Source organism: Streptomyces sp. NPDC056580 (assembly GCF_042793175.1).
GTDB lineage: Bacteria > Actinomycetota > Actinomycetes > Streptomycetales > Streptomycetaceae > Streptomyces.
In genome coordinates this window covers 545,350-570,490 of sequence record NZ_JBHTVE010000003.1, presented here as the reverse complement: position 1 = coordinate 570,490, position 25,141 = coordinate 545,350, and the positions used below count along the sequence as shown (strand labels likewise).

22 protein-coding genes are annotated in these 25,141 nt (G+C 73.8%); 13 read left to right on the top strand and 9 right to left on the bottom strand.

What is annotated here, in order from left to right; translation table 11 throughout:
- Window positions 1-47 precede the first annotated feature (47 nt).
- The 5 genes from rimO to ACFQ9Z_RS08895 all read left to right on the top strand — a co-directional run bounded on the left by rimO (window position 48) and on the right by ACFQ9Z_RS08895 (window position 3,986).
- On the top strand, window positions 48-1,520 hold the full coding sequence (gene rimO / locus ACFQ9Z_RS08915; protein WP_383013078.1) for a 30S ribosomal protein S12 methylthiotransferase RimO: 1,473 nt from the start codon (window positions 48-50) through the stop codon (window positions 1,518-1,520).
- Window positions 1,517-2,293, top strand: a complete 777-nt coding sequence (pgsA, locus tag ACFQ9Z_RS08910) for a CDP-diacylglycerol--glycerol-3-phosphate 3-phosphatidyltransferase (protein ID WP_383013075.1) — start codon at window positions 1,517-1,519, stop codon at window positions 2,291-2,293. The genes rimO and pgsA overlap by 4 nt, the downstream gene beginning before the upstream one ends.
- Window positions 2,290-2,835 carry a CinA family protein gene (locus ACFQ9Z_RS08905; protein ID WP_383013073.1) on the top strand — a complete coding sequence of 182 codons (546 nt, stop codon included), beginning with the start codon at window positions 2,290-2,292 and terminating at the stop codon, window positions 2,833-2,835. Before pgsA ends, ACFQ9Z_RS08905 begins: the two co-directional genes overlap by 4 nt.
- Before the next feature lie 109 nt (window positions 2,836-2,944).
- Window positions 2,945-3,319: a helix-turn-helix domain-containing protein gene (locus ACFQ9Z_RS08900; RefSeq protein ID WP_143637031.1), complete on the top strand. Its 375-nt coding sequence runs from the start codon at window positions 2,945-2,947 to the stop codon at window positions 3,317-3,319.
- A gap of 196 nt (window positions 3,320-3,515) precedes the next feature.
- Window positions 3,516-3,986 (top strand): Dps family protein, encoded by a 471-nt coding sequence (locus ACFQ9Z_RS08895; RefSeq protein WP_383013070.1) that lies wholly within the window; start codon window positions 3,516-3,518, stop codon window positions 3,984-3,986.
- Between the two features lie 558 nt (window positions 3,987-4,544).
- On the opposite strand, the gene ACFQ9Z_RS08890 is transcribed toward ACFQ9Z_RS08895, so the two are convergent.
- Both ACFQ9Z_RS08890 and ACFQ9Z_RS08885 read right to left on the bottom strand, forming a co-directional pair.
- Window positions 4,545-5,396: an Fpg/Nei family DNA glycosylase gene (locus ACFQ9Z_RS08890; RefSeq protein ID WP_383013067.1), complete on the bottom strand. Its 852-nt coding sequence runs from the start codon at window positions 5,394-5,396 to the stop codon at window positions 4,545-4,547.
- Window positions 5,397-5,530: 134 nt separating this feature from the next.
- The gene (locus ACFQ9Z_RS08885; protein WP_383013064.1) at window positions 5,531-10,531 is read right to left on the bottom strand and encodes an ATP-dependent helicase; all 5,001 of its coding nucleotides are present in this window, start codon (window positions 10,529-10,531) and stop codon (window positions 5,531-5,533) included.
- Window positions 10,532-10,624: 93 nt separating this feature from the next.
- Between ACFQ9Z_RS08885 and ACFQ9Z_RS08880 the strand changes: the two genes are divergently transcribed.
- Genes ACFQ9Z_RS08880 through ACFQ9Z_RS08870 form a run of 3 tightly spaced genes read left to right on the top strand, consistent with a single transcriptional unit; the run spans window position 10,625 to window position 12,548 of the window.
- Complete coding sequence (locus ACFQ9Z_RS08880) at window positions 10,625-11,464, top strand: AraC family transcriptional regulator (protein ID WP_383013061.1); 840 nt, start codon at window positions 10,625-10,627, stop codon at window positions 11,462-11,464.
- Between the two features lie 23 nt (window positions 11,465-11,487).
- Window positions 11,488-12,243 (top strand): AzlC family ABC transporter permease, encoded by a 756-nt coding sequence (locus ACFQ9Z_RS08875; protein WP_383013058.1) that lies wholly within the window; start codon window positions 11,488-11,490, stop codon window positions 12,241-12,243.
- A complete protein-coding gene (locus ACFQ9Z_RS08870) occupies window positions 12,240-12,548 on the top strand; it encodes an AzlD domain-containing protein (protein ID WP_383013055.1) in 309 nt (102 codons plus the stop codon). The genes ACFQ9Z_RS08875 and ACFQ9Z_RS08870 overlap by 4 nt, the downstream gene beginning before the upstream one ends.
- A 12-nt stretch (window positions 12,549-12,560) precedes the next feature.
- Here ACFQ9Z_RS08870 and ACFQ9Z_RS08865 read toward each other — a convergent pair whose 3' ends face one another.
- On the bottom strand, window positions 12,561-13,505 hold the full coding sequence (locus ACFQ9Z_RS08865) for a hypothetical protein (protein ID WP_383013052.1): 945 nt from the start codon (window positions 13,503-13,505) through the stop codon (window positions 12,561-12,563).
- 80 nt (window positions 13,506-13,585) lie between these two features.
- Here ACFQ9Z_RS08865 and ACFQ9Z_RS08860 point away from each other — a divergent pair, with 80 nt between their 5' ends.
- The 5 genes from ACFQ9Z_RS08860 (at window position 13,586) to ACFQ9Z_RS08840 (ending at window position 20,013) form a co-directional block, all read left to right on the top strand.
- Complete coding sequence (locus tag ACFQ9Z_RS08860) at window positions 13,586-13,780, top strand: DUF3046 domain-containing protein (RefSeq protein ID WP_383013049.1); 195 nt, start codon at window positions 13,586-13,588, stop codon at window positions 13,778-13,780.
- A 60-nt stretch (window positions 13,781-13,840) separates the two neighbouring features.
- Window positions 13,841-15,094, top strand: a complete 1,254-nt coding sequence (locus tag ACFQ9Z_RS08855) for an AI-2E family transporter (RefSeq protein ID WP_383013046.1) — start codon at window positions 13,841-13,843, stop codon at window positions 15,092-15,094.
- Between the two features lie 234 nt (window positions 15,095-15,328).
- Window positions 15,329-16,450 (top strand): recombinase RecA, encoded by a 1,122-nt coding sequence (recA, locus tag ACFQ9Z_RS08850; protein ID WP_383013043.1) that lies wholly within the window; start codon window positions 15,329-15,331, stop codon window positions 16,448-16,450.
- Between the two features lie 3 nt (window positions 16,451-16,453).
- A complete protein-coding gene (gene recX, locus ACFQ9Z_RS08845) occupies window positions 16,454-17,290 on the top strand; it encodes a recombination regulator RecX (RefSeq protein ID WP_383013040.1) in 837 nt (278 codons plus the stop codon).
- A gap of 194 nt (window positions 17,291-17,484) precedes the next feature.
- Window positions 17,485-20,013: an ABC transporter permease gene (locus tag ACFQ9Z_RS08840; RefSeq protein WP_383013036.1), complete on the top strand. Its 2,529-nt coding sequence runs from the start codon at window positions 17,485-17,487 to the stop codon at window positions 20,011-20,013.
- A 332-nt stretch (window positions 20,014-20,345) separates the two neighbouring features.
- Here the strand turns inward: ACFQ9Z_RS08840 and ACFQ9Z_RS08835 are convergent, their stop codons facing one another.
- From ACFQ9Z_RS08835 to ACFQ9Z_RS08810, 6 genes are all read right to left on the bottom strand, one after another.
- Window positions 20,346-20,759, bottom strand: a complete 414-nt coding sequence (locus ACFQ9Z_RS08835) for a rhodanese-like domain-containing protein (RefSeq protein ID WP_383013033.1) — start codon at window positions 20,757-20,759, stop codon at window positions 20,346-20,348.
- Entirely contained in the window at window positions 20,756-21,343 is a 588-nt protein-coding gene (locus tag ACFQ9Z_RS08830; protein ID WP_383013030.1) for a cysteine dioxygenase, read from the bottom strand. Before ACFQ9Z_RS08830 ends, ACFQ9Z_RS08835 begins: the two co-directional genes overlap by 4 nt.
- Before the next feature lie 71 nt (window positions 21,344-21,414).
- Complete coding sequence (locus ACFQ9Z_RS08825) at window positions 21,415-21,462, bottom strand: hypothetical protein (RefSeq protein ID WP_309506048.1); 48 nt, start codon at window positions 21,460-21,462, stop codon at window positions 21,415-21,417.
- Between the two features lie 116 nt (window positions 21,463-21,578).
- Window positions 21,579-23,180 (bottom strand): FAD-dependent monooxygenase, encoded by a 1,602-nt coding sequence (locus ACFQ9Z_RS08820; protein ID WP_383013027.1) that lies wholly within the window; start codon window positions 23,178-23,180, stop codon window positions 21,579-21,581.
- Between the two features lie 178 nt (window positions 23,181-23,358).
- Window positions 23,359-24,261 (bottom strand): amino acid ABC transporter permease, encoded by a 903-nt coding sequence (locus ACFQ9Z_RS08815; protein ID WP_383013024.1) that lies wholly within the window; start codon window positions 24,259-24,261, stop codon window positions 23,359-23,361.
- Window positions 24,258-24,923: an amino acid ABC transporter permease gene (locus ACFQ9Z_RS08810; RefSeq protein WP_383013022.1), complete on the bottom strand. Its 666-nt coding sequence runs from the start codon at window positions 24,921-24,923 to the stop codon at window positions 24,258-24,260. The genes ACFQ9Z_RS08815 and ACFQ9Z_RS08810 overlap by 4 nt, the downstream gene beginning before the upstream one ends.
- Window positions 24,924-25,141 lie beyond the last annotated feature (218 nt).

Here is a 25,141-nt window from a genome sequence, read left to right as displayed (position 1 = left end):
AACCCCGTCGACGTGGGGTGTCAGCCAGACAAAGTAGTCTTGAGCCCATGCCTGAACGCCGTACCGTCGCACTCGTCACTCTCGGCTGCGCCCGTAACGAGGTGGACTCGGAGGAGCTCGCAGGCCGTTTGGAGGCGGACGGCTGGCAGCTCGTCGAGGACGCCGCGGACGCCGATGTCGCCGTGGTCAACACCTGTGGTTTCGTCGAGGCCGCCAAGAAGGACTCCGTAGACGCCCTTCTGGAGGCCAACGACCTCAAGGACCACGGCAGAACCCAGGCCGTGGTGGCCGTGGGCTGCATGGCCGAGCGGTACGGCAAGGAACTGGCCGCGGCGCTGCCCGAGGCCGACGGCGTGCTCGGCTTCGACGACTACGCCGACATCTCCGACCGCCTGCAGACCATCCTCTCCGGCGGCATCCACGCCGCGCACACCCCCCGCGACCGCCGCAAGCTGCTGCCGATCAGCCCTGCCGAGCGGCAGGAGTCCGCGGCCGCCGTGGCGCTGCCCGGCCACGGGCCGGCCGACCTCCCCGAGGGCGTTGCGCCCGCCTCCGGCCCGCGTGCGCCCCTGCGCCGCCGGCTGGACGGCTCGCCGGTGGCCTCGGTGAAGCTCGCCTCCGGCTGCGACCGGCGCTGCTCCTTCTGCGCCATCCCCTCCTTCCGCGGCTCCTTCATCTCCCGCCGCCCGAGCGACGTGCTGAACGAGACCCGCTGGCTCGCCGAGCAGGGCGTGAAGGAGATCATGCTGGTCTCCGAGAACAACACCTCCTACGGCAAGGACCTGGGCGACATCCGCCTGCTCGAGTCCCTGCTGCCCGAGCTGGCGGAGGTCGACGGCCTCGAGCGGGTGCGCGTGAGCTACCTGCAGCCGGCCGAGATGCGCCCGGGCCTGATCGACGTCCTGACCTCCACCCCGAAGGTCGTGCCCTACTTCGACCTGTCCTTCCAGCACTCCGCGCCCGGAGTGCTGCGCGCCATGCGCCGCTTCGGGGACACCGACCGCTTCCTGGAGCTGCTGGACACCATTCGCGGCAAGGCCCCGCAGGCCGGCGTGCGCTCCAACTTCATCGTCGGCTTCCCCGGCGAGAGCGAGGCCGACCTGGCCGAGCTGGAGCGCTTCCTGAACGGCGCCCGCCTGGACGCCATCGGTGTCTTCGGCTACTCCGACGAGGAGGGCACGGAGGCGGCGACCTACGACGACAAGCTCGACGAGGACGTCGTCGCCGAGCGTCTCGCGCGGGTCTCCCGGCTCGCCGAGGAACTCGTCTCCCAGCGCGCCGAGGAGCGCCTCGGCGAGACCGTGCACGTCCTCGTGGAGTCCGTCGACGGCGAGGAGGGCGTCCACGGCCGGGCCGCGCACCAGGCTCCGGAGACGGACGGCCAGGTGCTGCTCACGAGCGGCGAGGGCCTGAGCGTGGGACGTATGGTCGAGGCGAAGGTGGTCGGCACCGAAGGCGTCGACCTGGTCGCCGAGCCGCTGGCGGGCTCGCCGTCGTGCAGTGAGGAGGCGGGCAGATGACCGGAGTCCCGGCATCCGCCGCGGGCGGCTCCACCGGTGCGCAGGGCGCCCGGGGTGCGGCCGCCGCCGACGGCGCAGCTTCCGAGGTCTCCGGCTCCGCCGCCCGCTCTCCCGCTCCCGCCCCCGGCCCGGAGGGCGGCGTCCGTCCCGCGCGCGGCGGGAAACTGACGGCGGCGGCCGTCAACCAGGCCAGCGTGTGGAACGTCGCCAATCTGCTGACGATGCTGCGGCTGCTCCTCGTGCCCGGCTTCGTGATGCTGATGCTGGCGGACGGCGGCTACGACCCGGCCTGGCGCTCGCTCGCCTGGGCGGCCTTCGCCGTCGCCATGATCACCGACCTGTTCGACGGGCATCTGGCGCGCACCTACGACCTGGTCACCGACTTCGGGAAGATCGCCGACCCCATCGCCGACAAGGCGATCATGGGTGCGGCGCTCATCTGTCTGTCGGCACTGGGCGATCTGCCGTGGTGGGTGACGGCCGTGATCCTCGGCAGGGAGCTCGGCATCACGCTGCTGCGCTTCCTCGTCATCCGCTACGGCGTGATCCCCGCGAGCCGGGGCGGCAAGCTCAAGACGCTCATCCAGGGCATCGCCGTCGGGATGTACGTCCTGGCGCTGACGGGGTGGCTGGCCACCCTGAGGTTCTGGGTGATGGCCGCGGCGGTGGTGCTCACCGTCGTCACCGGCCTCGACTACGTGCGGCAGGCCGTCGTGCTGCGCCGGCGGGGAATTGCCGAGCGCGCGGCCGCGTTGGGAGAGAAGGAAGCGTGAGTCCCGAGGCCACCGAACTGGTGCGACTACTGACCGTGAGGGGCGAGAGCCTCGCCGTCGCGGAGTCGCTCACCGGTGGTCTGGTGGCGGCGGAGATCACGGGCGTCCCCGGGGCGTCCAAGGTCTTCCGCGGTTCGGTCACCGCCTACGCCACCGAGCTGAAGCGGGAACTGCTGGGTGTCGACGCCACCCTGCTGGACGAGCGCGGTGCGGTGGATCCGCAGGTGGCGGGCCAGATGGCAGCCGGGGTGCGCAAGGCACTGGGCGCCGACTGGGGCCTCGCGACCACCGGGGTCGCCGGCCCCGACCCGCAGGACGGCCGGCCCGTGGGGACGGTCTTCGTCGCCGTCGACGGGCCGCTTCCTGCCCGCCCGGGTTCTGCCTCGGGCGGAAAAGTGGAGGCACTGCGGTTGAACGGCGACCGTGCGGAAATTCGTATGGAGAGTGTACGGAGCGTACTCGCACTGCTTCTGAAGGAGCTTGCGGGCGAACAGACTGGAAATGAGCGGGCACAGGATACGGAACGGAACGGGGGGTTTTGATGTTTGCAGCCCTGAGTGAACAAGACATCGCTCCCCGCACGGCCGCGGCGCAAGGCGGTACGGTGGGGCGAGAAGGATGCGGCTACGCGGTCCGAGGAGGGAGCCACCGATGATTCTGCTCCGTCGCCTGCTGGGTGACGTGCTGCGTCGGCAGCGCCAACGCCAGGGCCGTACTCTGCGCGAAGTCTCCTCGTCCGCCCGAGTCTCACTCGGCTATCTCTCCGAGGTGGAGCGGGGGCAGAAGGAGGCTTCTTCCGAGCTGCTCTCCGCCATCTGCGACGCGCTGGACGTACGGATGTCGGAACTCATGCGGGAAGTGAGCGACGAACTGGCGCTCGCCGAACTGGCCCAGTCCGCCACGGCCACCGAGCCCGTGCCCACGCCGGTCCGTCCGATGCTGGGTTCCGTGTCGGTGACCGGTGTGCCACCGGAACGGGTGACCATCAAGGCGCCCGCCGAGGCGGTGGACGTGGTCGCCGCGTGACGTGCGCGGGCACGGCCTGACCCCCCGATACGCATGAAGCCCCGGCCGGGCTTCGCCAGGCTGAACCTGGCGGCTCGGCCGGGGCTTCCGTCTGCCCGCGCGGTCGGTGCCGGTGGCTGCGTCCATTTGCCGGTACCCGGTGCGGCGGTCATCGTGGAGGTGACGTTAGCGGCGCCGAACCCACCGGAGGAAGCGGATGTACGTCGTGAAGAGCCCGCTGCCCGACGAGGCACTGAAGACCGTCTCCGAGGCCCTGCAGGGCGCCCTGGTGGACCTGGTCGACCTCTCGCTGGTCGCCAAGCAGATCCACTGGAACATCGTCGGCCCCCGCTTCCGGTCCGTCCACCTTCAGCTCGACGAGGTCGTCGCCTCCGCCCGCACCCACTCCGACACGGTGGCCGAGCGGGCCTCGGCCCTCGGCGTCCCGCCGGACGGACGCGCCCCCACGGTGGCCGCCGGCAGCGGCATCGGACCCACTCCGGCCGGCTGGATCAAGGACGCCGACGCGGTGCGGGCGATGGTGGAGGCGCTGGGCGCGGTCATCACGCGTATGCGGGAGCGGGTGGCGGCGACCGGAGAGCCCGACCCCGTCTCCCAGGACCTCCTCATCGGGATCAGCGCCGACCTTGAGAAGCACCACTGGATGTTCCAGGCGGAGAACGCGTGAGGAGCAGCCCGGGGCCGGTGGCCCAGCGCCGGACCCCCGGCCCGGTGTCCTCACGTCCGTGAGCCCCCGGTGCGCCTCCCGTACGGGCCGGGGCCGCTCCGGCGTCCGGCCGGAGGCGGCGGCCGCGGTGAGGGGGGTGGTGCGCTGGGGACTCGTTCTCGGGCTGGGCGCCGTGTGGTGGTGGGCCCTGCTGCGGATCGCCTTCGGACACGGCGCGGGCGCACTCGAGGGAGCCGTCGCGATCGGTGGCTGGGGGCTCAGCGTTCTGCCGGTGCACTGCGTGCCCGAGGGGCGGGCGGCGGGCGCCGTCGCGGCCGGGCGGTGGGCGGCCGCCTGGCGGGGCGAAAGCGCCACCGGGGCCGCGGTCGCCCCCTGCTCAGCGGGTGCGGGTCGGTTGCTGCTGGAAGTCACCGGTTCGGGCGCGGGGGAGGCGGACCTAGGTATCCCGGACACAGGGGCGGCGGACCTACGTGTCCCGGGCGCAGGGGCGGCCGACTTAGGTATCCCGGGCGCAGGGGCGGCGGATCTTGGGGACGGGCGCTCCTGAGGGTTCCTCGGTCAGTTGGAGGGCGATCTGCGGGGGTAGCGCTCACGCCACGTCTGGGCCGTCCCCCGCGCCGGTGCCGGGCCCGTCTGGCAGTTGGGGCACCAGTAGGTGGGACGTTCCTGGTAACCGTCGCGCTGGTCGGCGACCCGGATCGACGTGCGGCAGCGCAGGCACGGCCGGGGCGCGCGGCCGTACACGAAGACGTCCTCCCGGTACAGGCCCGTGGTCTGCCGGACGGGGCGGTCGCGGTTGCTCTCCAGAAGTTTCTTCGCGAGCCCGGGGAGCCGGGCGGCCCGGTCCGCCGGCAGCGCGCCGATCGGCAGCCAGGGGGTCGCGCCGAGCAGGAAGCAGAGCTCGCACTTGTATATGTTGCCGATGCCGGCCAGATTGCGCTGGTCGAGCAGGGCCTCGCCGAGGGGACGGCCGGGGTCGGCGAGCAGGTTGGCGAGGGCGAGCTCGGGGTCCCAGTCCGGGCCGAGCAGGTCGGGGCCCAGGTGGCCGACGGCGCCTTCCTCCTCGCCGGTGCGCAGGAACTCCAGCAGCGGGAGGCGGTAACCGACGGCAGTGCGGTCGGCGGTGCCGAGGATCACCCGGATCTGGTGGGCCTGGCCGCCGCGCCAGCGTTCACCGGCGCCGAACACCTTCCAGGCGCCCTCCATGCGCAGATGCGTGTGCAGGGTCAGGCCTCCCTCGAAGCGGGTCAGCAGGTGCTTGCCGCGCGGGATCGTGCTCAGCACCGTCCGGCCGGTGAGGTCGACCGTCGCGTACTGCGGCACCCGGAAGTCGCTGCGGGTCAGCACCTTGCCCGCGAGGGCCTCGTGCAGCCGCTTCGCGGCCTGCCAGACCGTGTCACCTTCGGGCATGCGTCAAGGGTGCCACGGACGGGTGATGTGCGGTGGCACGCGCGGCGAGCGGCGTCCTGCGGTGCGCTGTGACACGCGGCACGCGCGGGATGCGGCGTCCTGCGGCGTGCGGGGCGAGGCGGCGGCCACCGTGCTCAGGCGCGCAGGCGCAGGCCGCGCGGGGTCGCGATGAATCCGGCTCCTTCCAGCAGGGTGCCCAGGGGAGAGGTCAGGGCCTGGGCGCCGTTGATCCGCTCGACCGTGACGGTGCCGAGGGAGCCCGCGCGGGCGGCCGCGGCCAGTGCCTCGGCGGCGGTGCGCAGGCGCGGATCGTCTCCGGCGGCCGCGTCCGGGTCGGCGGGCCAGGCCAGCACGGTCTTGCCGCCGCGCTCCATGTACAGCGTCAGCTCGCCATCCACCAGCACGACGAGCGAACCGGCCTTGCGGCCCGGCTTGTGCCCCGCGCCGGCCGGTGGTTCGGGCCAGGGCAGCGCGGCGCCGTAGGCGCTGGCCGGGTCGGCCGCGGCGAGGACCGCGGCGCGCGGGTCGGGGGCGGAAGACCGGCCACGGCGGTCGCCGAGGCCGCGGTTGCCGTACGGGCCGTAACCGGAACCGCCGCCTCTGGGGCCGCCGTAGCCGGGGGCGGCGAAGGGGTCGGCCGGGGAGCGGTCGCGCGGGGAGACGTACTCGTCGGGGGCGGGGCCGCCGTTCCCCGGCGGCCAGGTGAAGTCGCCGGCGCCCGGCCGCGCCGTATCGCCCGGCGGCCAGGTGAAGTCGCCGTCGAGGCCGGGATGGGCCAGTCCGCCGTCGGCCTGCTCGAAGACGCCGGCAGTGGTGTGGCCGGCGGCGCCGCCGTCCGCGGGGAAGGACGAGCCGCCCTGGTCGCCGCCGAAGCCGTTGGGCAGGCCCTGGCCGCGTTCGCGGGCGTTCGACACCGCGCGGAGGCGGTCGACCGCACCGTCCATCGCGAACTGGGCCGCGCCCAGCCCCTCGACCACGTAGCCACGTCTGGCCTGCCCGCTGTCCTCGAAGGCGGACAGCACGCGGTACACCGCGGAGAACCCGCCCTCGACGCCCTCGGCGGCGACCGCCCCCCGGGTGACCACGCCGTGCCGGTCGAGCAGGGTGCGGGCCAGGGCGTGCGCGCGCACGGTGGCGTCCGGCTCCGGCGCGGGGAGGAGGGACCAGCGGCCGGCCACCGTAGGCGGGCCGGTGCGCGAGGTGGCGCGGGCCGCGGCGGTCAGGGAGCCGTAACGGCCGCGCGGTACCGCGCGCTTGGCGCGGTGGGCCGTCGAGCCCGCGGTGCGGCCGGAGCCGAGCAGGGCGCGCATCGGGGTGAGGGTGTCGTTGGTGAGCCGTCCCGACCAGGCCAGATCCCACAGGGCGTCGGCCAGCTGGGGATCGGTGGCCTCGGGGTGCGTGGTGGCGCGCACATGGTCGGCGATCTGGCGGAAGAACAGGCCGTAGCCGCCGGAGAGGGCGTCCAGGACGGACTGGTGAAGTGCCGTCAGCTCCAGCGGGTGTGGCGGGGGCAGCAGCAGCGGGGCCGCGTCGGCGAGGTACAGGGAGACCCAGCCGTCCTTGCCGGGCAGGGCGCCCGCCCCGGCCCACACGACCTCACCGGCCGTGGTGAGTTCGTCGAGCATCGAGGGCGTGTAGCCGGCGACCCGTGAGGGCAGCACCAGCTTCTCCAGCGCGGAGGCGGGCACGGAGGCCCCCTGCAACTGCTCGATGGCACGCACCAGTCCATCGATGCCGCGCAGCTCGTGTCCCTTGCCGATGTGCTGCCACTGCGGCAGGAACTGGGCGAGCGCGGCGGGCGGCACCGGCTCGAGCTCGTGCCGCAGGGCCGCCAGGGAACGGCGGCGCAGCCGGCGCAGCACGGCCGCGTCGCACCACTCCTGGCCGATGCCCGCCGGGTGGAACTCGCCCTGGACGACGCGGCCGGCCGCGGCCAGCCGCTGCAGGGCGCCGTCGGTGACCGCTACGCCCAGGCCGAAGCGGGCCGCCGCCGTCGCCGACGTGAACGGGCCGTGGGTGCGGGCGTAGCGCGCGAGGAGGTCGCCGAGCGGATCCTTGACCGGTTCGGTGAAGGCCTCGGGAACGCCCACGGGCAGCGCAGTGCCGAGCGCGTCCCGCAGCCGGCCCGCGTCCTCCACGGCCGCCCAGTGGTCGGTGCCGGCGATGCGCACCCGGATGGCCCGGCGGGCGGCGGCCAGCTCCGGCGCCCACTGCGGCTCGGCGCCCCGTTCGGCCAGCTCGGCGTCGGTGAGCGGGCCGAGCAGCCGCAGGACGTCGGCGACCCCCTCGATGTCCTTGACCCGGCGGTCCTCCGCCAGCCACTGCAGCTCGCGCTCCAGCTCGGTCAGCACGTCCGCGTCGAGCAGTTCGCGCAGCTCCGCCTGCCCCAGCAGCTCGGCCAGCAGCCGGGAGTCCAGGGAGAGCGCGGCCGCGCGGCGCTCGGCGAGCGGCGAGTCGCCCTCGTAGAGGAACTGGGCGACGTAGCCGAAGAGGAGGGAGCGGGCGAACGGGGACGGCTCCGGGGTGGTGACCTCGACCAGGCGGACCTTGCGGGACTCGATGTCGCCCATCAGCTCGACGAGCCCGGGGACGTCGAACACGTCCTGGAGGCATTCGCGGATCGCCTCGAGGACGATCGGGAACGAGCCGAACTCGCTCGCCACCTGGAGCAGCTGGGCGGCGCGCTGGCGCTGCTGCCACAGCGGGGTGCGCTTGCCTGGGTTGCGGCGGGGCAGCAGCAGCGCGCGGGCGGCGCATTCACGGAACCGGGAGGCGAACAGGGCGGAGCCGCCGACCTGGTCGGTGACGATCTGGTCGACCTCGCCCTTGTCGAAGGCGACGTCGGCGGCGCCGATCGGGGCCTGCTCGCTGTCGTACTCGGCGCCGCCCTTCACCGGTTCCTGGTCGAGCAGTTCCAGGCCCATCAGGTCGGCGTCCGGCAGGCGCAGCACGATGCCGTCGTCGGCGTGCATGACCTGCGCGTCCATGCCGTACCGCTCGGACAGGCGGGCGCCCAGGGCGAGGGCCCAGGGGGCGTGTACCTGGGCGCCGAAGGGGGAGTGGACGACGACCCGCCAGTCGCCGAGCTCGTCGCGGAAGCGCTCGACGACGATCGTGCGGTCGTCCGGGACGTGGCCGCAGGCCTCGCGCTGTTCGCTCAGGTAGGACAGGACGTTGTCCACCGCCCACGCGTCCAGGCCGGCGCTGAGCAGCCGCAGCCGGGCGTCGTCCTGCGGCATCGAGCCCACCTCGCGCAGGAAGGCGCCCACCGCGCGGCCCAGTTCGAGCGGGCGGCCGAGCTGGTCGCCCTTCCAGAACGGCAGCCGGCCCGGCACGCCCGGGGCGGGGGAGACCAGGACGCGGTCGCGTGTGATGTCCTCGATGCGCCACGAGCTGGTGCCCAGCGTGAAGACGTCGCCCACCCGGGACTCGTACACCATCTCCTCGTCGAGCTCGCCGACCCGGCCGCCGCCCTTCTTGGGGTCGGAACCGGCGAGGAAGACACCGAACAGGCCGCGGTCGGGGATCGTGCCGCCGGAGGTGACCGCGAGACGCTGGGCGCCCGGGCGGCCGGTGATCGTGCCGGCCACGCGGTCCCACACCACGCGCGGGCGCAGCTCGGCGAACGCGTCGGACGGGTAGCGGCCCGCGAGCATGTCCAGGGTCGCGGTGAACGCCGACTCGGGGAGCGAGGCGAAGGGGGCCGCGCGGCGGACCACGGTCAGCAGGTCGTCGAACTGCCAGGTGTCCAGCGCCGTCATGGCGACGAGCTGCTGGGCGAGCACGTCCAGCGGGTTGGCGGGAACCCGCAGAGACTCGATGGCCCCGGAGCGCATCCGCTCGGTGACCACGGCGGACTGGACCAGGTCGCCCCGGTACTTGGGGAAGACCACGCCGGTGGAGACGGCGCCCACCTGGTGCCCGGCGCGGCCGACGCGCTGCAGCCCGGACGCCACCGAGGGCGGGGACTCGACCTGGACGACGAGGTCCACGGCGCCCATGTCGATGCCCAGCTCCAGACTGGAGGTGGCGACCACGGCGGGCAGCCTGCCCGCCTTCAGGTCCTCCTCGACGAGGGCGCGCTGCTCCTTGGAGACCGAGCCGTGGTGCGCGCGGGCGATCACCGGGGGCGCGCCGTGGGCCGCCCCCGAGCCGCCCATCAGCTCGGCCGGCGAGTGGTGCTCGTCCAGGGATTCGCCGGTCGCCCGCTCGTAGGCGATCTCGTTGAGCCGGTTGCACAGCCGCTCGGCCAGGCGTCGCGAGTTCGCGAACACGATCGTGGACCGGTGGGCCTGCACCAGGTCGGTGATCCGCTCCTCGACGTGCGGCCAGATCGAGGGCCGCTCGGCCCCGTCGCCGCTGTCGGCCGCCGGGGCGCCGCCCAGCACGCCCATGTCCTCCACCGGGACGACCACGGACAGGTCGAACTCCTTGCCCGCCTCCGGCTGGACGATCTCCACCTTGCGGCGCGGGGAGAGGTAGCGGGCCACCTCGTCCACCGGGCGCACCGTGGCCGACAGTCCGATGCGGCGGGCGGGCTTCGGCAGCAGCTCGTCCAGCCGCTCCAGGGACAGCGCGAGGTGGGCGCCGCGCTTGGTGCCCGCGACCGCGTGCACCTCGTCCAGGATCACCGTCTCGACGCCCGTCAGCGCGTCGCGCGTGGCCGAGGTCAGCATCAGGAACAGCGACTCGGGGGTCGTGATCAGGATGTCCGGGGGGCGCGTGGACAGGGCGCGGCGCTCGGCGGGCGGGGTGTCGCCGGAACGGATGCCGACCTTCACCTCGGGCTCGGGCAGGCCCAGGCGCACGGACTCCTGGCGGATGCCGGTCAGCGGGCTGCGCAGGTTCCGCTCGACGTCGACCGCGAGGGCCTTCAGCGGGGACACGTACAGCACCCGGCAGCGCTTCTTCGGGTCGGCCGGGGGAGGGGTCGAGGCGAGCTGGTCCAGGGCGGCGAGGAACGCGGCCAGCGTCTTGCCCGAGCCGGTGGGGGCCACCACCAGCACGTCCGAGCCCGCGCCGATGGCCCGCCAGGCGCCCGCCTGGGCCGCGGTGGGCGCGGGGAACGCCCCCGTGAACCAGCCGCGGGTCGCGGGCGAGAAGCCGTCGAGGGCTCGGTGTGCGGAACTGAACATGTCCTCAATCCTGCACCCGGCCACTGACAATCCCGCCGGCCTGGGCGGAAGGGGCGGGCCCCGGGGCCCGCCGGCCTGTCGGAGAATGGGGGCATGGCGGGTTCGGCGGAGCGGGCACGGCACTGGCGGTACGAGCAGCTGCCCGGTGTCGACCTGCTGCGTGCCCGGTACATCCACAAGACGTTCGTCCGGCACACCCACGAGAACTTCGTGATCGCGGCCATCGCCGACGGCGTCGAGGTCTTCCAGCACCGCGGCACCGACGTCTCGGCGGGCGCGGGCGCCCTCGCGCTGGTCAACCCGGACACCCCGCACACGGGCCGGGCCGGTGTCCCCGAGGGCTGGCGCTACGGCGCCGTCTACCCGTCGCCCGAGGTGGTGGCCGAGATCGCCGCCGAGACCACCGCCATCCGCGGTACGCCCGGCTTCGCCCGCCCGGTCCTCGACGATCCGTACACCGTCCGCCTGGTCCACCAGGTGCTGCGCGCGGCCGACGACGGAAACGCGCTGGCCGCCGACACCCTGCTGCGGGTGACCGTGACCAGGCTGCTGCGGCTGAACGGCGGCTCGCTGCCGCAGCGGCCGCGCCGGACGGCCGGAGCCCGGATCGCGGCACGCGCGCGTGCCGTGCTGGAGGAGCAGATGGCCGCGCCGCCGACCCTGGAGCGCCTGGCCGCCGACCTCGGGACCGGACCGTTCGCCCTGCTGCGGGCGTTCCGCGACGCCTACGGGATGCCGCCGCACACATGGCTGACCGACGCGCGCGTGCGCCGCGCGCGGCTGCTGCTCGACGCGGGGACCGCGCCCGCCGAGGCGGCCGTCGCCGTCGGCTTCACCGACCAGCCCCACCTCAACCGGCACTTCGCCCGTATCGTCGGCGTGCCCCCGGGCGCCTACCAGCGCGAGCGCAAGAACGTACAAGACCCGCACTGAGGTCCGGACGTACCGTCCGGGGCGTGGCACAACAGACAGCACTCGCGGACCCCTCCGCCGAAGGCACCGCAAAACCCGACGCCGCCGTCGTACGGGACGCCCTGGGCGTCGGCGTCGCGGTGGGGCTGTCCGGGTTCGCCTTCGGGGTGACCTCGGCCGGCAGCGGACTCGGACTCCTGCAGACCTGCGCGCTCAGCCTCCTGGTCTTCACCGGCGCCTCGCAGTTCGCCCTGGTGGGCGCGCTCGCCGCGGGCGGCGGCCCGTTCACGGCCGCCGCCGGGGCCTTCTTCCTGGGCGTGCGCAACGCCTTCTACGGGCTGCGCCTGTCGCAGCTGCTGGCCGTCCCGCGCGCGCTGCGGCCGTTCGCCGCCCAGTGGGTGATCGACGAGACCACCGCCGTGACCCTGGCCCAGCCCACCCGGCGCGCCGCGCGGATCGGCTTCACCGTGACCGGGCTCAGCCTCTACCTGCTGTGGAACCTCACCACGCTGCTCGGCGCGCTGGGCGCGAAGGCCATCGGGGACACCGACGCCTGGGGGCTGGACGCGGCCGGGCCCGCCGTCTTCCTGGCCCTGCTCGCCCCGATGCTGAAGACGCGCACCGAGCGCGCGGTCGCGGGCCTCGCGGTCCTCCTGGGCCTGGGCCTGCTGCCCGTCCTGCCGGCCGGCGTACCGGTCCTGGTGGCGGCGCTGGCGGCGCCGCTCGCACTGTTCGCCGAGGGCCGGCGCGTCGGACGCGCCCGGCGCGGCGCGCCAATCGGAACGGAGGAGGACCGGTGAACACCTGGATCGCGATCGGCCTGACCGTTCTGGGCTGCTACGCCGTCAAGCTCGCCGGGCTGCTCGTACCCGCGGGCGCCATGGAGCGGCCGCTCGTCCGGCGGCTGGCCGCCCTGCTGCCCGTCGCCCTGCTGGCCGCGCTCACGGCCCAGCAGACGTTCGCCGACGGACACGCCCTGGTGCTGGACGCCAGGGCCGCGGGGCTCGGCGCGGCCGCCGTGGCGCTGGTGCTGCGCGCACCCTTCCTGCTGGTCGTCGCCGCCGCCGTGGTGGTGACAGCGGGGGTGCGGGCGATCGGCGGCTGAGCCCGGCCGGGCTCAGCCCACGAAGCGGCCGTAGGCCCTGAGGGTGCTCAGGGCCTCGATCGTCACCACGGGCCGCGCCTCCAGCGCCGGGGCCGGCGCCCACCGGGGCCGGCGGACGGGCCAGCCGCCGTCCTCCTGCTGCGACCCGGCGAGGAAGTCCAGGGAGCGCGCCATCTCGTCGTCCGTGAACCACGCGCGCGCGAGCGACCGCGGGCTCCTCGCGAAGTCGTGCGGGAAGTGGTGGTCGCCGGGCGCGTACCCGGGCGCGACCGGGTACGCGTCGAGCCGGTCCGGATCCAGGGCCGCCAGCCGCTGCCGGCGCACCAGGCGGCCCAGCCGGTCGGCGGCCGCCTCCGCGCGCGGGCGGTCCGGGACGGAGTCCAGGAAGGCCACCGCGGCCCGCACCTCGCGGGGGTGGGACTGCTGCAGCGACTCCACCGCCTGCCAGCAGAAGTCGGTGGCCCGGAACAGCCAGGCGTGCCACACCTCGTTGCGGTGCAGCAGCCCCACCACGGGGCCGGTGGCCAGCAGCTCGCTGGGCGGGTCGTCCACCACCGGGACGAACGGCGCCACCGGATAGCCGCGCTGACCCGGACCGACCGCGGGCAGTGCGCCGTCCGCGGCCGAGACGGAGGTCAGGTGACGGCACATCCGCTCCACCCGCTGACCGCCGCAGCGCCCGATGGCGTCCAGGACGCCCAGCGCGCGAGCGGTGTGCAGCGGCTGGCTCACGGGTCCGCGCAGATCGGGGTCCAGCGCGTGGCCGTAGCCGCCGTCCTCGTTGCGGTAGGCGTCCAGCGCGGCTTCCACCGGGTCGGCGGCGCCGTTCAGGAAGTGGTGCGCGAAGAGCCGCTGCTCCAGCACGCGCGCGGTGAGCCAGACGAACTGTTCGGCGCGGAAGAGCGGGGAGCGCGCCGGGGGCGTCGGGGAGAGTGGGGGAGCTCCTGAGTCGGCCATGCGACAGACCGTAGGACGGAAAGCGGTCTCGTCAGGCGCTCCCCTGCGGGCCCCACCCTCAGGGGCGGGATACTGGAGTCATGCGGTTGACGGTCTTCTGGCAGCGGATGGCGGAGCACTTCGGTCCGGGGTACGCCGAAACCTTCGCGCGCGATCATGTGATGTCGGAGCTGGGCGGGCGCACGGTGCAGGAGGCACTGGACGCCGGCTGGGACGCCAAGGACGTGTGGCGCGTGGTCTGCTCGGTCATGAACGTGCCCGGGGAGAGGCACTGAGCCGACACGAGCACCGCCGATGCGCCCGGGGCTGCCTGCGGGGTGGGCGAGACTGGGTGCGTGGCACCCACTGACGACAATGAGCCGGCCGTCCGGCACGCAGCCTCCCCGACCGCTACGCCGCCGTCCGTCCGGCGCCCGGCCGACGACGACGCGGCCGGGCGGCCCGCCCGCCGCATGCCGCGCTGGCTCCCGCGCGCCATGGTGCTCGCACTCGCGCTGATCGCCGCGTTCCAGCTGGGCAGCTGGGCCTTCCACCAGGTGACCGGCCTGCTGATCAACATCCTGATCGCCTTCTTCCTCGCGCTCGCCATAGAGCCCGCGGTGAGCTGGATGGCCGCCCACGGCATGCGCCGGGGCTTGGCGACCTTCCTGGTCTTCCTCGGCCTGACCATCGCCGCGGCGGGATTCGTCACACTGCTGGGATCGATGCTGGCGGGACAGATCATCAAGATGGTCGAGGGATTCCCCGACTACCTGGACTCGGTGATCAACTGGGTCAACACGACGTTCCACACGGAGCTGAGACGCGTGGACGTCCAGGAGGGCCTGCTGCACTCCGACTGGCTGCGCAAGTACGCGCAGAACAGCGCGGCCGGCGTGCTCGACGTGTCCGCCCAGGTGCTCGGCGGCCTCTTCCAGCTGCTGACGGTCGGGCTGTTCTCGTTCTACTTCGCCGCCGACGGCCCCCGGCTGCGCCGTGCCCTGTGCTCCGTCCTGCCGCCCGCGCGGCAGACCGAGGTGCTGCGCGCCTGGGAGATCGCCGTGGACAAGACGGGCGGCTACCTCTACTCGCGCGGCCTCATGGCGCTCGTCTCCGGGATCGCGCACTACATCCTGCTCGAGGCGCTGGGCGTGCCGTACGCGCCGGTGCTCGGCGTCTGGGTGGGGCTGGTCTCGCAGTTCATCCCCACCATCGGCACCTATCTCGCGGGCGCGCTGCCGATGCTGATCGCGTTCACCGTGGACCCCTGGTACGCGGTGTGGGTGCTGGTCTTCGTCGTGATCTACCAGCAGTTCGAGAACTACATGCTGCAGCCCAAGCTGACCTCCAAGACCGTCGACATCCACCCGGCGGTCGCCTTCGGCTCGGTGATCGCGGGCACCGCGCTGCTCGGTGCGGTCGGCGCGCTGATCGCCATCCCCGCGGTCGCCACGCTCCAGGCGTTCCTGGGGGCGTACGTGAAGCGGTACACCGTCACGGACGATCCGCGGGTGCACGGGCGTCCCCGGCGGGATCCGGGCCGTCCCGGCGCGTTCAGCCGGGTACGGCTGCTGTGGGGGAGACGGCCCGGTTCGCAGGAGTCCTCATAGCGGCCCGCACCGCACGGGCGGCCTCCGGGGCCCGTGCGGTGCGCTTGACACAAAAATCGAACATCCATTCTTATGGAGACTCAGGCGAGGCCCGGAGCGGGGATTTTGTCCCCTTTGTATGGGGTGTGTGCCCAGGTTATCCACAGGCCGGACCTGCGTCGGGGCGCATTGTCAGTGGCAGGCGTTAGCGTCTTTGACGTGAAGCGATCGACTCAAGCAAACCGGGTGGAACCCATGGCAGGAACCGACCGCGAGAAGGCGCTCGACGCCGCGCTCGCACAGATTGAACGGCAATTCGGCAAGGGCGCTGTCATGCGCATGGGCGAGCGGTCGAGGGAGCCCATCGAGGTCATCCCGACCGGGTCGACCGCGCTCGACGTCGCCCTTGGCGTCGGTGGCCTGCCGCGCGGCCGCGTCGTGGAGATCTACGGACCGGAGTCCTCCGGCAAGACCACGCTGACCCTGCACGCCGTGGCCAACGCCCAGAAGGCGGGCGGCCAGGTCGCGTTCGTGGACGCGGAGCACGCCCTCGACCCCGAGTACGCGAGGAAGCTCGGCGTCGACATCGACAACCTGATCCTCTCCCAGCCCGACAACGGCGAGCAGGCCCTGGAGATCGTGGACATGCTGGTCCGCTCCGGCGCCCTCGACCTCATCGTCATCGACTCCGTGGCCGCGCTCGTCCCGCGCGCGGAGATCGAGGGCGAGATGGGCGACAGCCACGTCGGTCTGCAGGCCCGGCTGATGAGCCAGGCGCTGCGGAAGATCACCAGCGCGCTCAACCAGTCCAAGACCACCGCGATCTTCATCAACCAGCTCCGCGAGAAGATCGGTGTGATGTTCGGCTCCCCGGAGACCACGACCGGTGGCCGGGCGCTGAAGTTCTACGCCTCGGTGCGCATCGACATCCGACGCATCGAGACCCTGAAGGACGGCACGGAGGCGGTCGGCAACCGCACCCGCTGCAAGGTCGTCAAGAACAAGGTCGCGCCGCCCTTCAAGCAGGCCGAGTTCGACATCCTCTACGGCCAGGGCATCAGCCGTGAGGGCGGTCTGATCGACATGGGCGTGGAGCACGGCTTCGTCCGCAAGGCCGGCGCCTGGTACACGTACGAGGGTGACCAGCTCGGCCAGGGCAAGGAGAACGCGCGCAACTTCCTGAAGGACAACCCCGACCTGGCCAACGAGATCGAGAAGAAGATCAAGGAGAAGCTGGGCGTGGGCGTCCGCGCGGAGGAGCCCTCCGCCGAGCCGAGCGCGGACGCGGCGGTCGCCACTCCGGCCGACGACGCCGCCAAGACGGCGCCCGCGGCCGCCAAGGCCACCAAGCCCAAGGCCGCCGCAGCCAAGAGCTGACCCGTGACGCGACGAACCGACTGGGCCGAGTACGAGTACGCCACCCCCGATGCCCCGCGGGGGAGGGGCACCGGGGGCGACATCGGCTCCGCCGCGGCCGGCGACGACGGGTACGGCGGCGACGCACAGGGCAACGGGGGACACGGGGAGACCGGGAGCGGCGGCCGTCACCCGGCCGGTGAGCCGTACGGGGACGGCACCGGTGGCGCGGGGCGGGCCGCCGGATCCCGCGGCGGCCGCGGACGCGGCCGGGGCCGCCGGCGGGGCGGCTTCGGGGAACCGCCCGACCAGGACGAAGACACCCCTGCCTCGTCGAGGGCCGAGCAGGGGGAGTCTTCGGGGGACCCGGTGGAGCGGGCGCGGGCCATCTGTCTGCGCCTGCTCACCGGGACCCCGCGCACCCGGAAGCAACTCACGGACGCCCTGCGCAAGCGGGACATCCCCGAGGAGGCGGCCGAGGAGGTGCTCTCGCGGTTCGAGGAGGTCGGGCTCATCGACGACGGCGCGTTCGCGGACGCCTGGGTGGAGTCGCGGCACCACGGCAGGGGACTGGCCCGCCGCGCACTCGCCCGAGAACTGCGCACCAAGGGCGTCGACTCCACGCTGATCGACGAGGCCGTCGGCAGGCTCGACTCCGAGCAGGAGGAGGAGACCGCCAGGGAACTCGTCGCCCGCAAGCTGCGGGCCACCCGGGGCCTCGAGCGCGACAAGCGGCTCCGGCGCCTGGCCGGCATGCTCGCCCGCAAGGGCTATCCCGAGGGCATGGCCCTCCGCGTCGTCCGCCAGGCACTGGAGGAGGAGGGCGAGGACACGGAGTTCCTCCAGGGCGAGGGCTTCTGACGGCGGGTGCCCGGCCGCCGGGCGCCGCCGGCCGCGTGACGGGGTGGGGCTAGCCCCCGCCCAGGACACCGGACCACCGCAGTGCCCCGGACGCCCCCCACGGGCGAGGGTGTAGCCACGCCCCGGGCCACGGCCCACGCCGAGGCCGGCCGACCCCGGACACCGGGACTCACCACGGGAAAGAGCCCGCCCTGATGATGCTGCGCTATGCCCTCAAGACCGTCCGCGCTCGCAAGGCGGGCTTCCTCGGCGCCTTCCTCGCCCTGATGTGCGCGGCCGCTCTGATCACCGCGTGCGGCACCCTCCTCGACACCGGTCTGCGCGGCGCGATCCGCACCGAGCGCTATGCCGCCGCTCCCGTGGTGGTCTCCGCCGACCAGTACGTCCACCGCACCACCGTGAAGCACAAGAAGGGCAAGACCAAGGTCAAGCACAAGGCGAAACCCGTCGCCGAACGCGCCTGGCTCTCCGCCGACCTGGGCGCGGCCCTCGCCCGCACCCCCGGCGTCGCCCGGGTCGTGCCCGAACTGACCTTCATCGCGCAGCCGTTGACCCCGGCCGGCACCGGTGGCCGCACCCCCTACGGGCACGCCTGGGAATCCGCAGCGCTGACCCCGTACCGGCTCACCGCCGGCACGGCGCCCAGAACCACCGGCGACCTCGTCGTCGAGCACGACCTCGCCGCGCGCGCCGGCCTCCGGCCCGGCGACCGCCTCACCGTGCAGTCCACGAGTTCACCGCGCGAGTACCGGATCACCGGCATCGCCACCCCGGCCACGCCCGTACGCCACCAGACGTCCCTGTTCTTCGCCACCGCGGAGGCCCGTCGGCTGGCCGGACGCCCCGGGCAGGTCAGCGCTTTCGGCGTCCTCCCGACCCGGGGCGCCGACCCCGAGACGGTGCGGCGGGCCGTGGCACGAGCACTGCACGGCACCACCGCGCAGGTCAGCACCGGCGACGCGCGCGGCCCCGTCGAGTTCCTGGACGCGGCCGCCGCCCGCACCCGGCTGGTCAGCATGGGCGGCGCCATGGGCGGCACCTCGCTGCTGGTGGCGGTGCTCGTGGTCGTCGGCACCTTCGCCCTCACCGTTCAGCAGCGCCACCGCGAACTCGCCCTGCTCCGGGCCATCGCCGCCACACCCGGGCAGGTCCGCAAGCTGCTCGGCCGGGAGGCGCTGATCATCGGCGCGGCGGCGGGCACGGCCGGTGCGCTCCTCGGCCTGCCGCTGGGTGGTCTGCTGCACGCCAGGTTCGTCGCCCTCGGCGCCGTACCCGACACACTGCAGCACACCACCAGCGTCTTCCCGCCGTTCGCCGCGCTCGGCGCGACCCTGCTCGGCGCCTGGGCGGCGGCCCGTATCGCCTCCCGCCGGGTCTCCCGGATCCGCCCGGCCGAGGCCCTGGCCGAAGCCAGGGCCGAGCGCACCCGTCCCGCCTGGGGCCGTATCGCCGCCGGTCTGCTGTTCCTCACCGGCGGCATCGTCCTCGTCGCCGTCCTCACCGCCCTGCGCACCGAGCCCGCCTCGACCCCGGTGACCTTCCTCGCCGTCGTCGTGCTGTCCACCTCCGTCGCCCTGCTCGGCCCCCTGCTGGTCAAGGCGGCCGCGCTGCTGCTCGCCGTTCCGCTCCGGCTCACCGGTCACGGCGGCCGGCTCGCCACCGCCAACCTGCGCGGCAACGCCGCCCGGATGGCTTCCGTCGTCACCCCCCTCACCCTGCTCGTCGGCATGACCTGCACGGTGCTGTTCGTCCAGTCGACCCTCGGCGGCGCCGCCCGGGCCCAGGCCCGCGAGGGTGTCACCGCCGACTGGGTCGTCGCCGCCCAGGGTCCCGGCGTCCCGGGTGAGGCCGCGCGGCTGCTGAGGGCCCGGCACGACACCGTCACCGAGGTCGTCCGCACCACTGTCCGCGTCGGCCTCGACAAGTACGCCGCCCAGGGGGTCACGCCGGCCGGCCTCACCCGCACCTGGGACCCGGAGGTCACCGCCGGATCCCTCGCGGACCTGGCCCCCGGGACCGTCGCCGTCAGCAGCCTGGCCGCTGACCAGCATCACCTGAAGCCCGGAAGCAGTGTGAGACTGACGCTCGGCGACGGGACGCCCGCCACGCTCACCGTCGCCGCCGTCTACGCCCGGGGTCTCGGCTTCGGCGACCTCACCTTCGCCCACGACCTCCTGGCCCGCCACATGGACAACCCGCTCGCCTCCTCCGTCCTCGTGGCGACGACCCGTACGAGGACAGAACTCGCCACCACGCTGCGTGGGTTCCCGGGGCTGAGGATCCTTTCGCCGGTCGCCGCGGACTCCCTCCAGGCCGAGCGGCAGCAGGCGAACGCCGAGGTCAACTACCTGGCCATGGGGCTGGTCCTGGCGTTCACCGCCATCGCGGTGGTCAACACCCTCGCGATGTCGGTCGCGGAACGCGTCAGGGAGTTCGCGCTCCTCCGCCTCGCCGGCGCGACCCGTCGCCAGGTGCTGCGCATGCTGCGCACCGAGGCGCTGTCCGTGCTGCTCCTCGCCACCGCGCTCGGCAGCGGCATCTCCCTCGCCGTGCTCACCGCGTTCAGCCTCGGCATGACGGGCCGGGCGGCCCCGACGGTCGTCCCCCTGCTGTACGTCACCGTCGTCGCGGTGGCCGGCCTGCTGGCGCTCACCGCCAGCGCCCTTCCCGGGCGGGTGGCGCTGCGAGTCCCGCCCGTGACAGTGGCTACCGCGAAGGAGTAGGCCGAGCGGCGAAGGCCGGACGGGCCGCAGCCGGAGGCCGTCGCCTCCCGGCCGCGGCCCGTCCGGCCTGCCACCGACCGATGAGGCGGCCGCCCGGCCTGCCACCACGCCGGCTCCACCGGCAGCCGTCACGCTGCCCTCGTCCTCGGGTCAGCCGTCCAGTCTGCCGCCGACGCCGACGCCGACGCCGACGGCAGCCGTCCAGCTTTCCAACGCCGTGGCTTCACCAGTAGCCGTCCCAGCCCGCTTCCAGCCCAAGGGCAGCCGTTCAGCCGGCCCCGGCCCCCCTCCGGCAGCCGTTCAGCCCGCCGCCGGCCCCCTCCGGCAGCCGTTCAGCCCGCCGCCGGCTCCACCGGCAGGCCCTGCGCCCGCCACGCCTGGAAGCCGCCCACCAGGTCCGTCGCCCGGTGCAGCCCGAGCTGGTGGAGGGAGGCGGCCGCCAGGCTGGAGGCGTAACCCTCGTTGCAGATGACGACGATCCGCAGATCATGGCCGGTGGCCTCGGGCACCCGGTGGCTGCCGAGGGGATCGAGGCGCCACTCGAGTTCGTTGCGTTCGACGACCAGGGCGCCGGGGATCAGCCCGTCCCGCTCGCGCAGCGCCGCGTACCGGATGTCGACCAGCAGGGCCTCACCGCTGCGCGCCTCCTCGTGCGCCGCTCGTGCCTCGACGCGCCGGTAGCCCGTACGGACCCGCTCCAGCAACTCGTCGATGCCGGCCGGCCGTACCGTCGGTTCGCCGCTCACTGCCAGTCCTCCGGGCGCTCGACCTGCTCCAGGCGCAGCACCTGGCCCGTGCGACTGTAGCGGCGGATCCGCGGCAGCGGCGGGAAGTAGGCGTGGACCGAGACCGCGTGCCGGTCCGGGGACTCGTTGAGCACCTCGTGCACATGGTGGCGGCCGAAGGCGCGGCCCTGCCCGGCGGGCAGCCGGCGCCGGCGGTCCACGTCCTCGGTGAGCTCCAGGGTCTTCCAGCCGTCGGTGGGCAGCCGGGCGGCCAGCGAGTACTCCCGGAGTTCACCGGAGGCGGTGACGAAGGCGCCGACCGAATCGGCATGGTCGTGCCAGCCGGTGCCGCTGCCGGGCGGCCAGCCGATCAGCCAGGCCTCGCTGCCGCCGGGGCCTTCCAGGCGCACCCAGGTGCGGCCCTCCGGGTCGAGCGGGAGCGAGGCGATCAGCTCGGTGTCGGCGGCCGTGCGCCGCGCGAAGTCGAGGAGGTCCGCCTGGGTCGGCGCCGGACCGGCGGCACCCGCGGCGGCACGGGGCGCGGAGGCGGCGGCAGCGGAGCCGGGAACGGGGAGGGGTCCGGAGGCAGAGGGGGAGACAGACACGTGCACCGTCCTGAGGAAGGTTCGCCGAAACGGGCGCACGACGGCGCCCGGGAGAAAGGGGGGAGCGAAATTCAGCAGGACGGGCGACACACGCAGCCCGCGTAGCGGACGAGGTCCATATGGACCCTCCGCCACAGGCGCACACAGGTGTCGGTCACGATCCGGAGTACAGCACGCCGCCGGACGCGGGTCAACTCACCGTCACCATGCGGACAGCCAGTGACGGAGCCCTCGGTCAGCGCACGCCGGAACCCGCCTCCGCCTGCCGTCCCACCGCGCCGCCCACGGCCGCCTCCGCCGCCGTGTACAGGTCGGCCGGGCGTACCCCGCTCAGCGCGGTGACCAGGTGGCCGTCGGGGCGCACCAGCAGCACGCTGTGCGCCGGGGCACCCGGGTACTCCTCGGCGACCAGCAGTTCCGCCGGATGCGGCAGGGCGGTCACCGCGGCGGCCAGCCGGGGCATGACCCCGGCGGACACCCAGTGCTTGCGGTCCCACACGCCCGTGCCGGGGGCGATGAGCACGACCAGCAGCGTGCCGCGGCCCAGCCGGTCGCGCAGCCGTACGAAGGAACCATCCTCCGCGGTGACCCGCACGTCCGTTACGGGTGCGCCCGGCGCGGTCCCGACCGGGATCTCACCCTCCAGGCGCCCCGGTGCGAGCGGCGAGTCGGCGTACGCCCCCGGCGCGCCCAGCGGGCCGCGCCCCAGATGACCGTCCGTGAGCAGCGCGTCGTGGCCGCGGGCCGCGCCGGGGACGATGTGGCGCAGCCCGCCACCGCCGCGCAGCACCGGCAGCGCCTGGTCGGCGGCGCGCAGCCGGGCGGCGACCACCGCGCGGCGCTCGGTCTGGTAGCTGTCGAGCAGGGCCTCGTGATGCCCGTGGTGCCAGGCCGGGGCCAGTTTCCAGGCCAGGTTGTCGGCGTCCCGGAGCCCTTCGTCGAGCCCCTGGGTGCCGAGCGCGCCGAGCAGGTGGGCCGCGTCTCCGGCAAGGAAGACCCGGCCGGCCCGCCAGCGCCGGGCCACCCGGTGGTGCACCGTGTGGACACCCGTGTCGAGCAGGTCGTACGGCGGGGTGGGGCCGTCCGTCCAGCCCGCGAGGGTCTCGCGGATCCGGGCCACCAGCAGCTCGGGCGTGACCAGGTCCTTGCCCGGTGGCAGCAGCCAGTCCAGGCGCCAGACGCCGTGCGGGAGGGGGCGGGCGGTCACCTCCCCGGCCGAGGGTCCGGACTGCCGCCACGGCGGCGCCCGGTGGAGCAGCGCCTCTCGCTCCCAGGGGAGTTCGGTGCGCAGTGCGGCGACCGCGTGCCGTTCGACCGCCGTACGGCCCGGGAAGCGGATGTCCTGCAGCTTGCGCACCGTCGAGCGGGGGCCGTCGCAGCCGACCAGGTAACTGCCGCGCCACCAGGTGCCGCCGGGGCCGCGGGTGTGCGCGGTGACGCCGGAGCGTTCCTGCTCCATCGAGTCGAGCCGGCTGTCCACGGCGACCTTGACCAGCGGCTCGTCCGCGATGGCGGCGCGCAGGGCGCCGGTGAGCACGTGCTGGGCGATGTGCAGCGGGGCCGGGTCCGCCGCGTCGAAGGTGATCTCACCCGTCACCTGCTTGCGCCGCACCGACCGGAACCCGGTCCATCTCATCCCCTGCTCACCGAGCGCGGTCCCGGCCAGCCGCTCCAGCAGGGCGGCCGTGTCCTCGCGCAGCACGACGGTGCGCGCCGGGCGGGGTTCGTCCTTGCCCGGACCCTCGTCCAGGACGACGGAGGGAACCTCCTGACGGGCCAGCGCCAGGGCGAGCGTGAGCCCGACGGGCCCCGCTCCGACGATGATCACCGGGTCCACGGCGCGGCGCCCCCTGCCCGCAGCGGTGCCCTCGGGGACGTGTGTGAACAGGAGGTCGGAACAGGGTGCACGATCACAGAATGTATGCAACCCATTGGCAGAGTTTGCGTCAAGCGACCGGAGGCAGTGGCGATCATGCCACTGCCTCCGGGGGCCGAACGGGTGAGGTGACGACCGGTCAGACGGCGCTTCCGGTGCCGAGACCGCCGCCCACCGCCGCCGGGTTGAGCTCCTCCAGGTCCTCGGCGCCGAGCACCGCGCCCGTGCCGCGCTTGCTGCGCCGCAGCCGGCCCTCAAGCCAGCTCGCGAAGGAGGTCAGGGCGAAGTTCAGGACGATGTAGACGACCGCCACGACGACGAAGCTGGCGATGACGTTGGCGTAGTTGGCCGCGAGCGTGCCGCGCTCGCTGAGCAGTTCCGCGTAGCCCAGCATCACACCGCCGAGCGCGGTGTCCTTCACGATGACCACGAGCTGGCTGACGATGGCGGGCAGCATGGTGGTGACCGCCTGCGGGAGCAGGATGCTGGTCATCGTCTGCCCCTTGCGCAGACCGATCGCGTACGCCGCCTCGGTCTGCCCCTTCGGCAGGGCGAGGATGCCGGCCCGTACGACCTCGGCGAGGACCGAGGCGTTGTAGAGCACGAGTCCGGTGACCACCGCGTAGAAGGGCCGCTCGTCGCTGGTGACCTGCGTGTACCGGCTGAAGAACTCGTTGGCGAACAGCATCAGCAGCAGGACCGGGATGGCCCGGAAGAACTCGACGACCACACTCGCCACGGCCCGCACCCAGCGGTGGTCGGACAGTCGGGCTATGCCGAAGACCGCGCCGAGCGGAAGCGCGATGACCATGGCCAGCGCCGCCGCCTTCAGGGTGTTGACGAGCCCGGGCAGCAGGTACGTCGTCCACGCCTGGGACGTGGTGAACGGCTGCCAGAGCGCCCAGCGGAGCTGGTTCTTGTCGTCCAGCACCTGCCAGACCCACCAGAGCAGCGCGGCGAGCAGGACGAAGAAGACCACGGAGACCAGTACGTTGCGCCGTTTGGCGCGGGGCCCCGGAGTGTCGTAGAGGACGGAACTCATCGCTTCACCGCCAGTCGCTTGCCGAGCCAGCCCAGCAACAGGCCCATGGGCAGGGTCAGGATCACGAAGCCGAGCGCGAAGACCGCGCCGATCGCCAGCGTCTGGGCCTCGTTCTCGATCATCGTCTTCATCAGGGTCGCGGCCTCGGCGACGCCGATGGCGGCCGCGACGGTGGTGTTCTTCGTCAGGGCGATCAGGACGTTGGCTAGCGGTCCGATCACCGCGCGGAACGCCTGCGGCAGCACGATCAGACGCAGGGTCTGGGTGAAGTTCAGCCCGATCGCGCGGGCCGCCTCCGCCTGGCCCAGCGGCACCGTGTTGATGCCGGAGCGGATCGCCTCGCAGACGAACGCGGCGGTGTAGCCGATCAGGCCGAGGACCGCCAGGCGGAAGCCCTGGACCTTGAAGTCGGAGGCGCCCATCGTCACCCGGAAGATGTCGGCGAGACCCAGCGACGTGAAGAGGATGATGATCGTCAGCGGGATGTTCCGGACGATGTTCACGTAGACCGTGCCGAACCCGCGCATGAGCGGGACCGGGCTGACTCGCATCGCCGCCAGCAGGGTGCCCCAGACCAGGGAGCCGACGGCGGAGAGGAAGGTGAGCTGCACCGTCGTCCAGAACGCCCCTAGGACGTCATAACCTTGAAGAAAGTCGAACACGATCTCCCGCGCTTCCGGGTGTGTGGCGTACGTGGAGGGCGGGGTGGGGCGCCCCCCGCGCCGGCGGGCCCCCCCGGGACCCAGCGGGCCCCCCCCGCCGGAGCGCCCGCGGCGGGCCGGGGCGTCACCCCCGCCCCCGCCGCCCCCGACACCCGCCCGGTGGCTCCCGGGGGGGGGCCGAGCCCCAGCGGCCCCGAGCCCCGGCGGCGCCGGCGCGC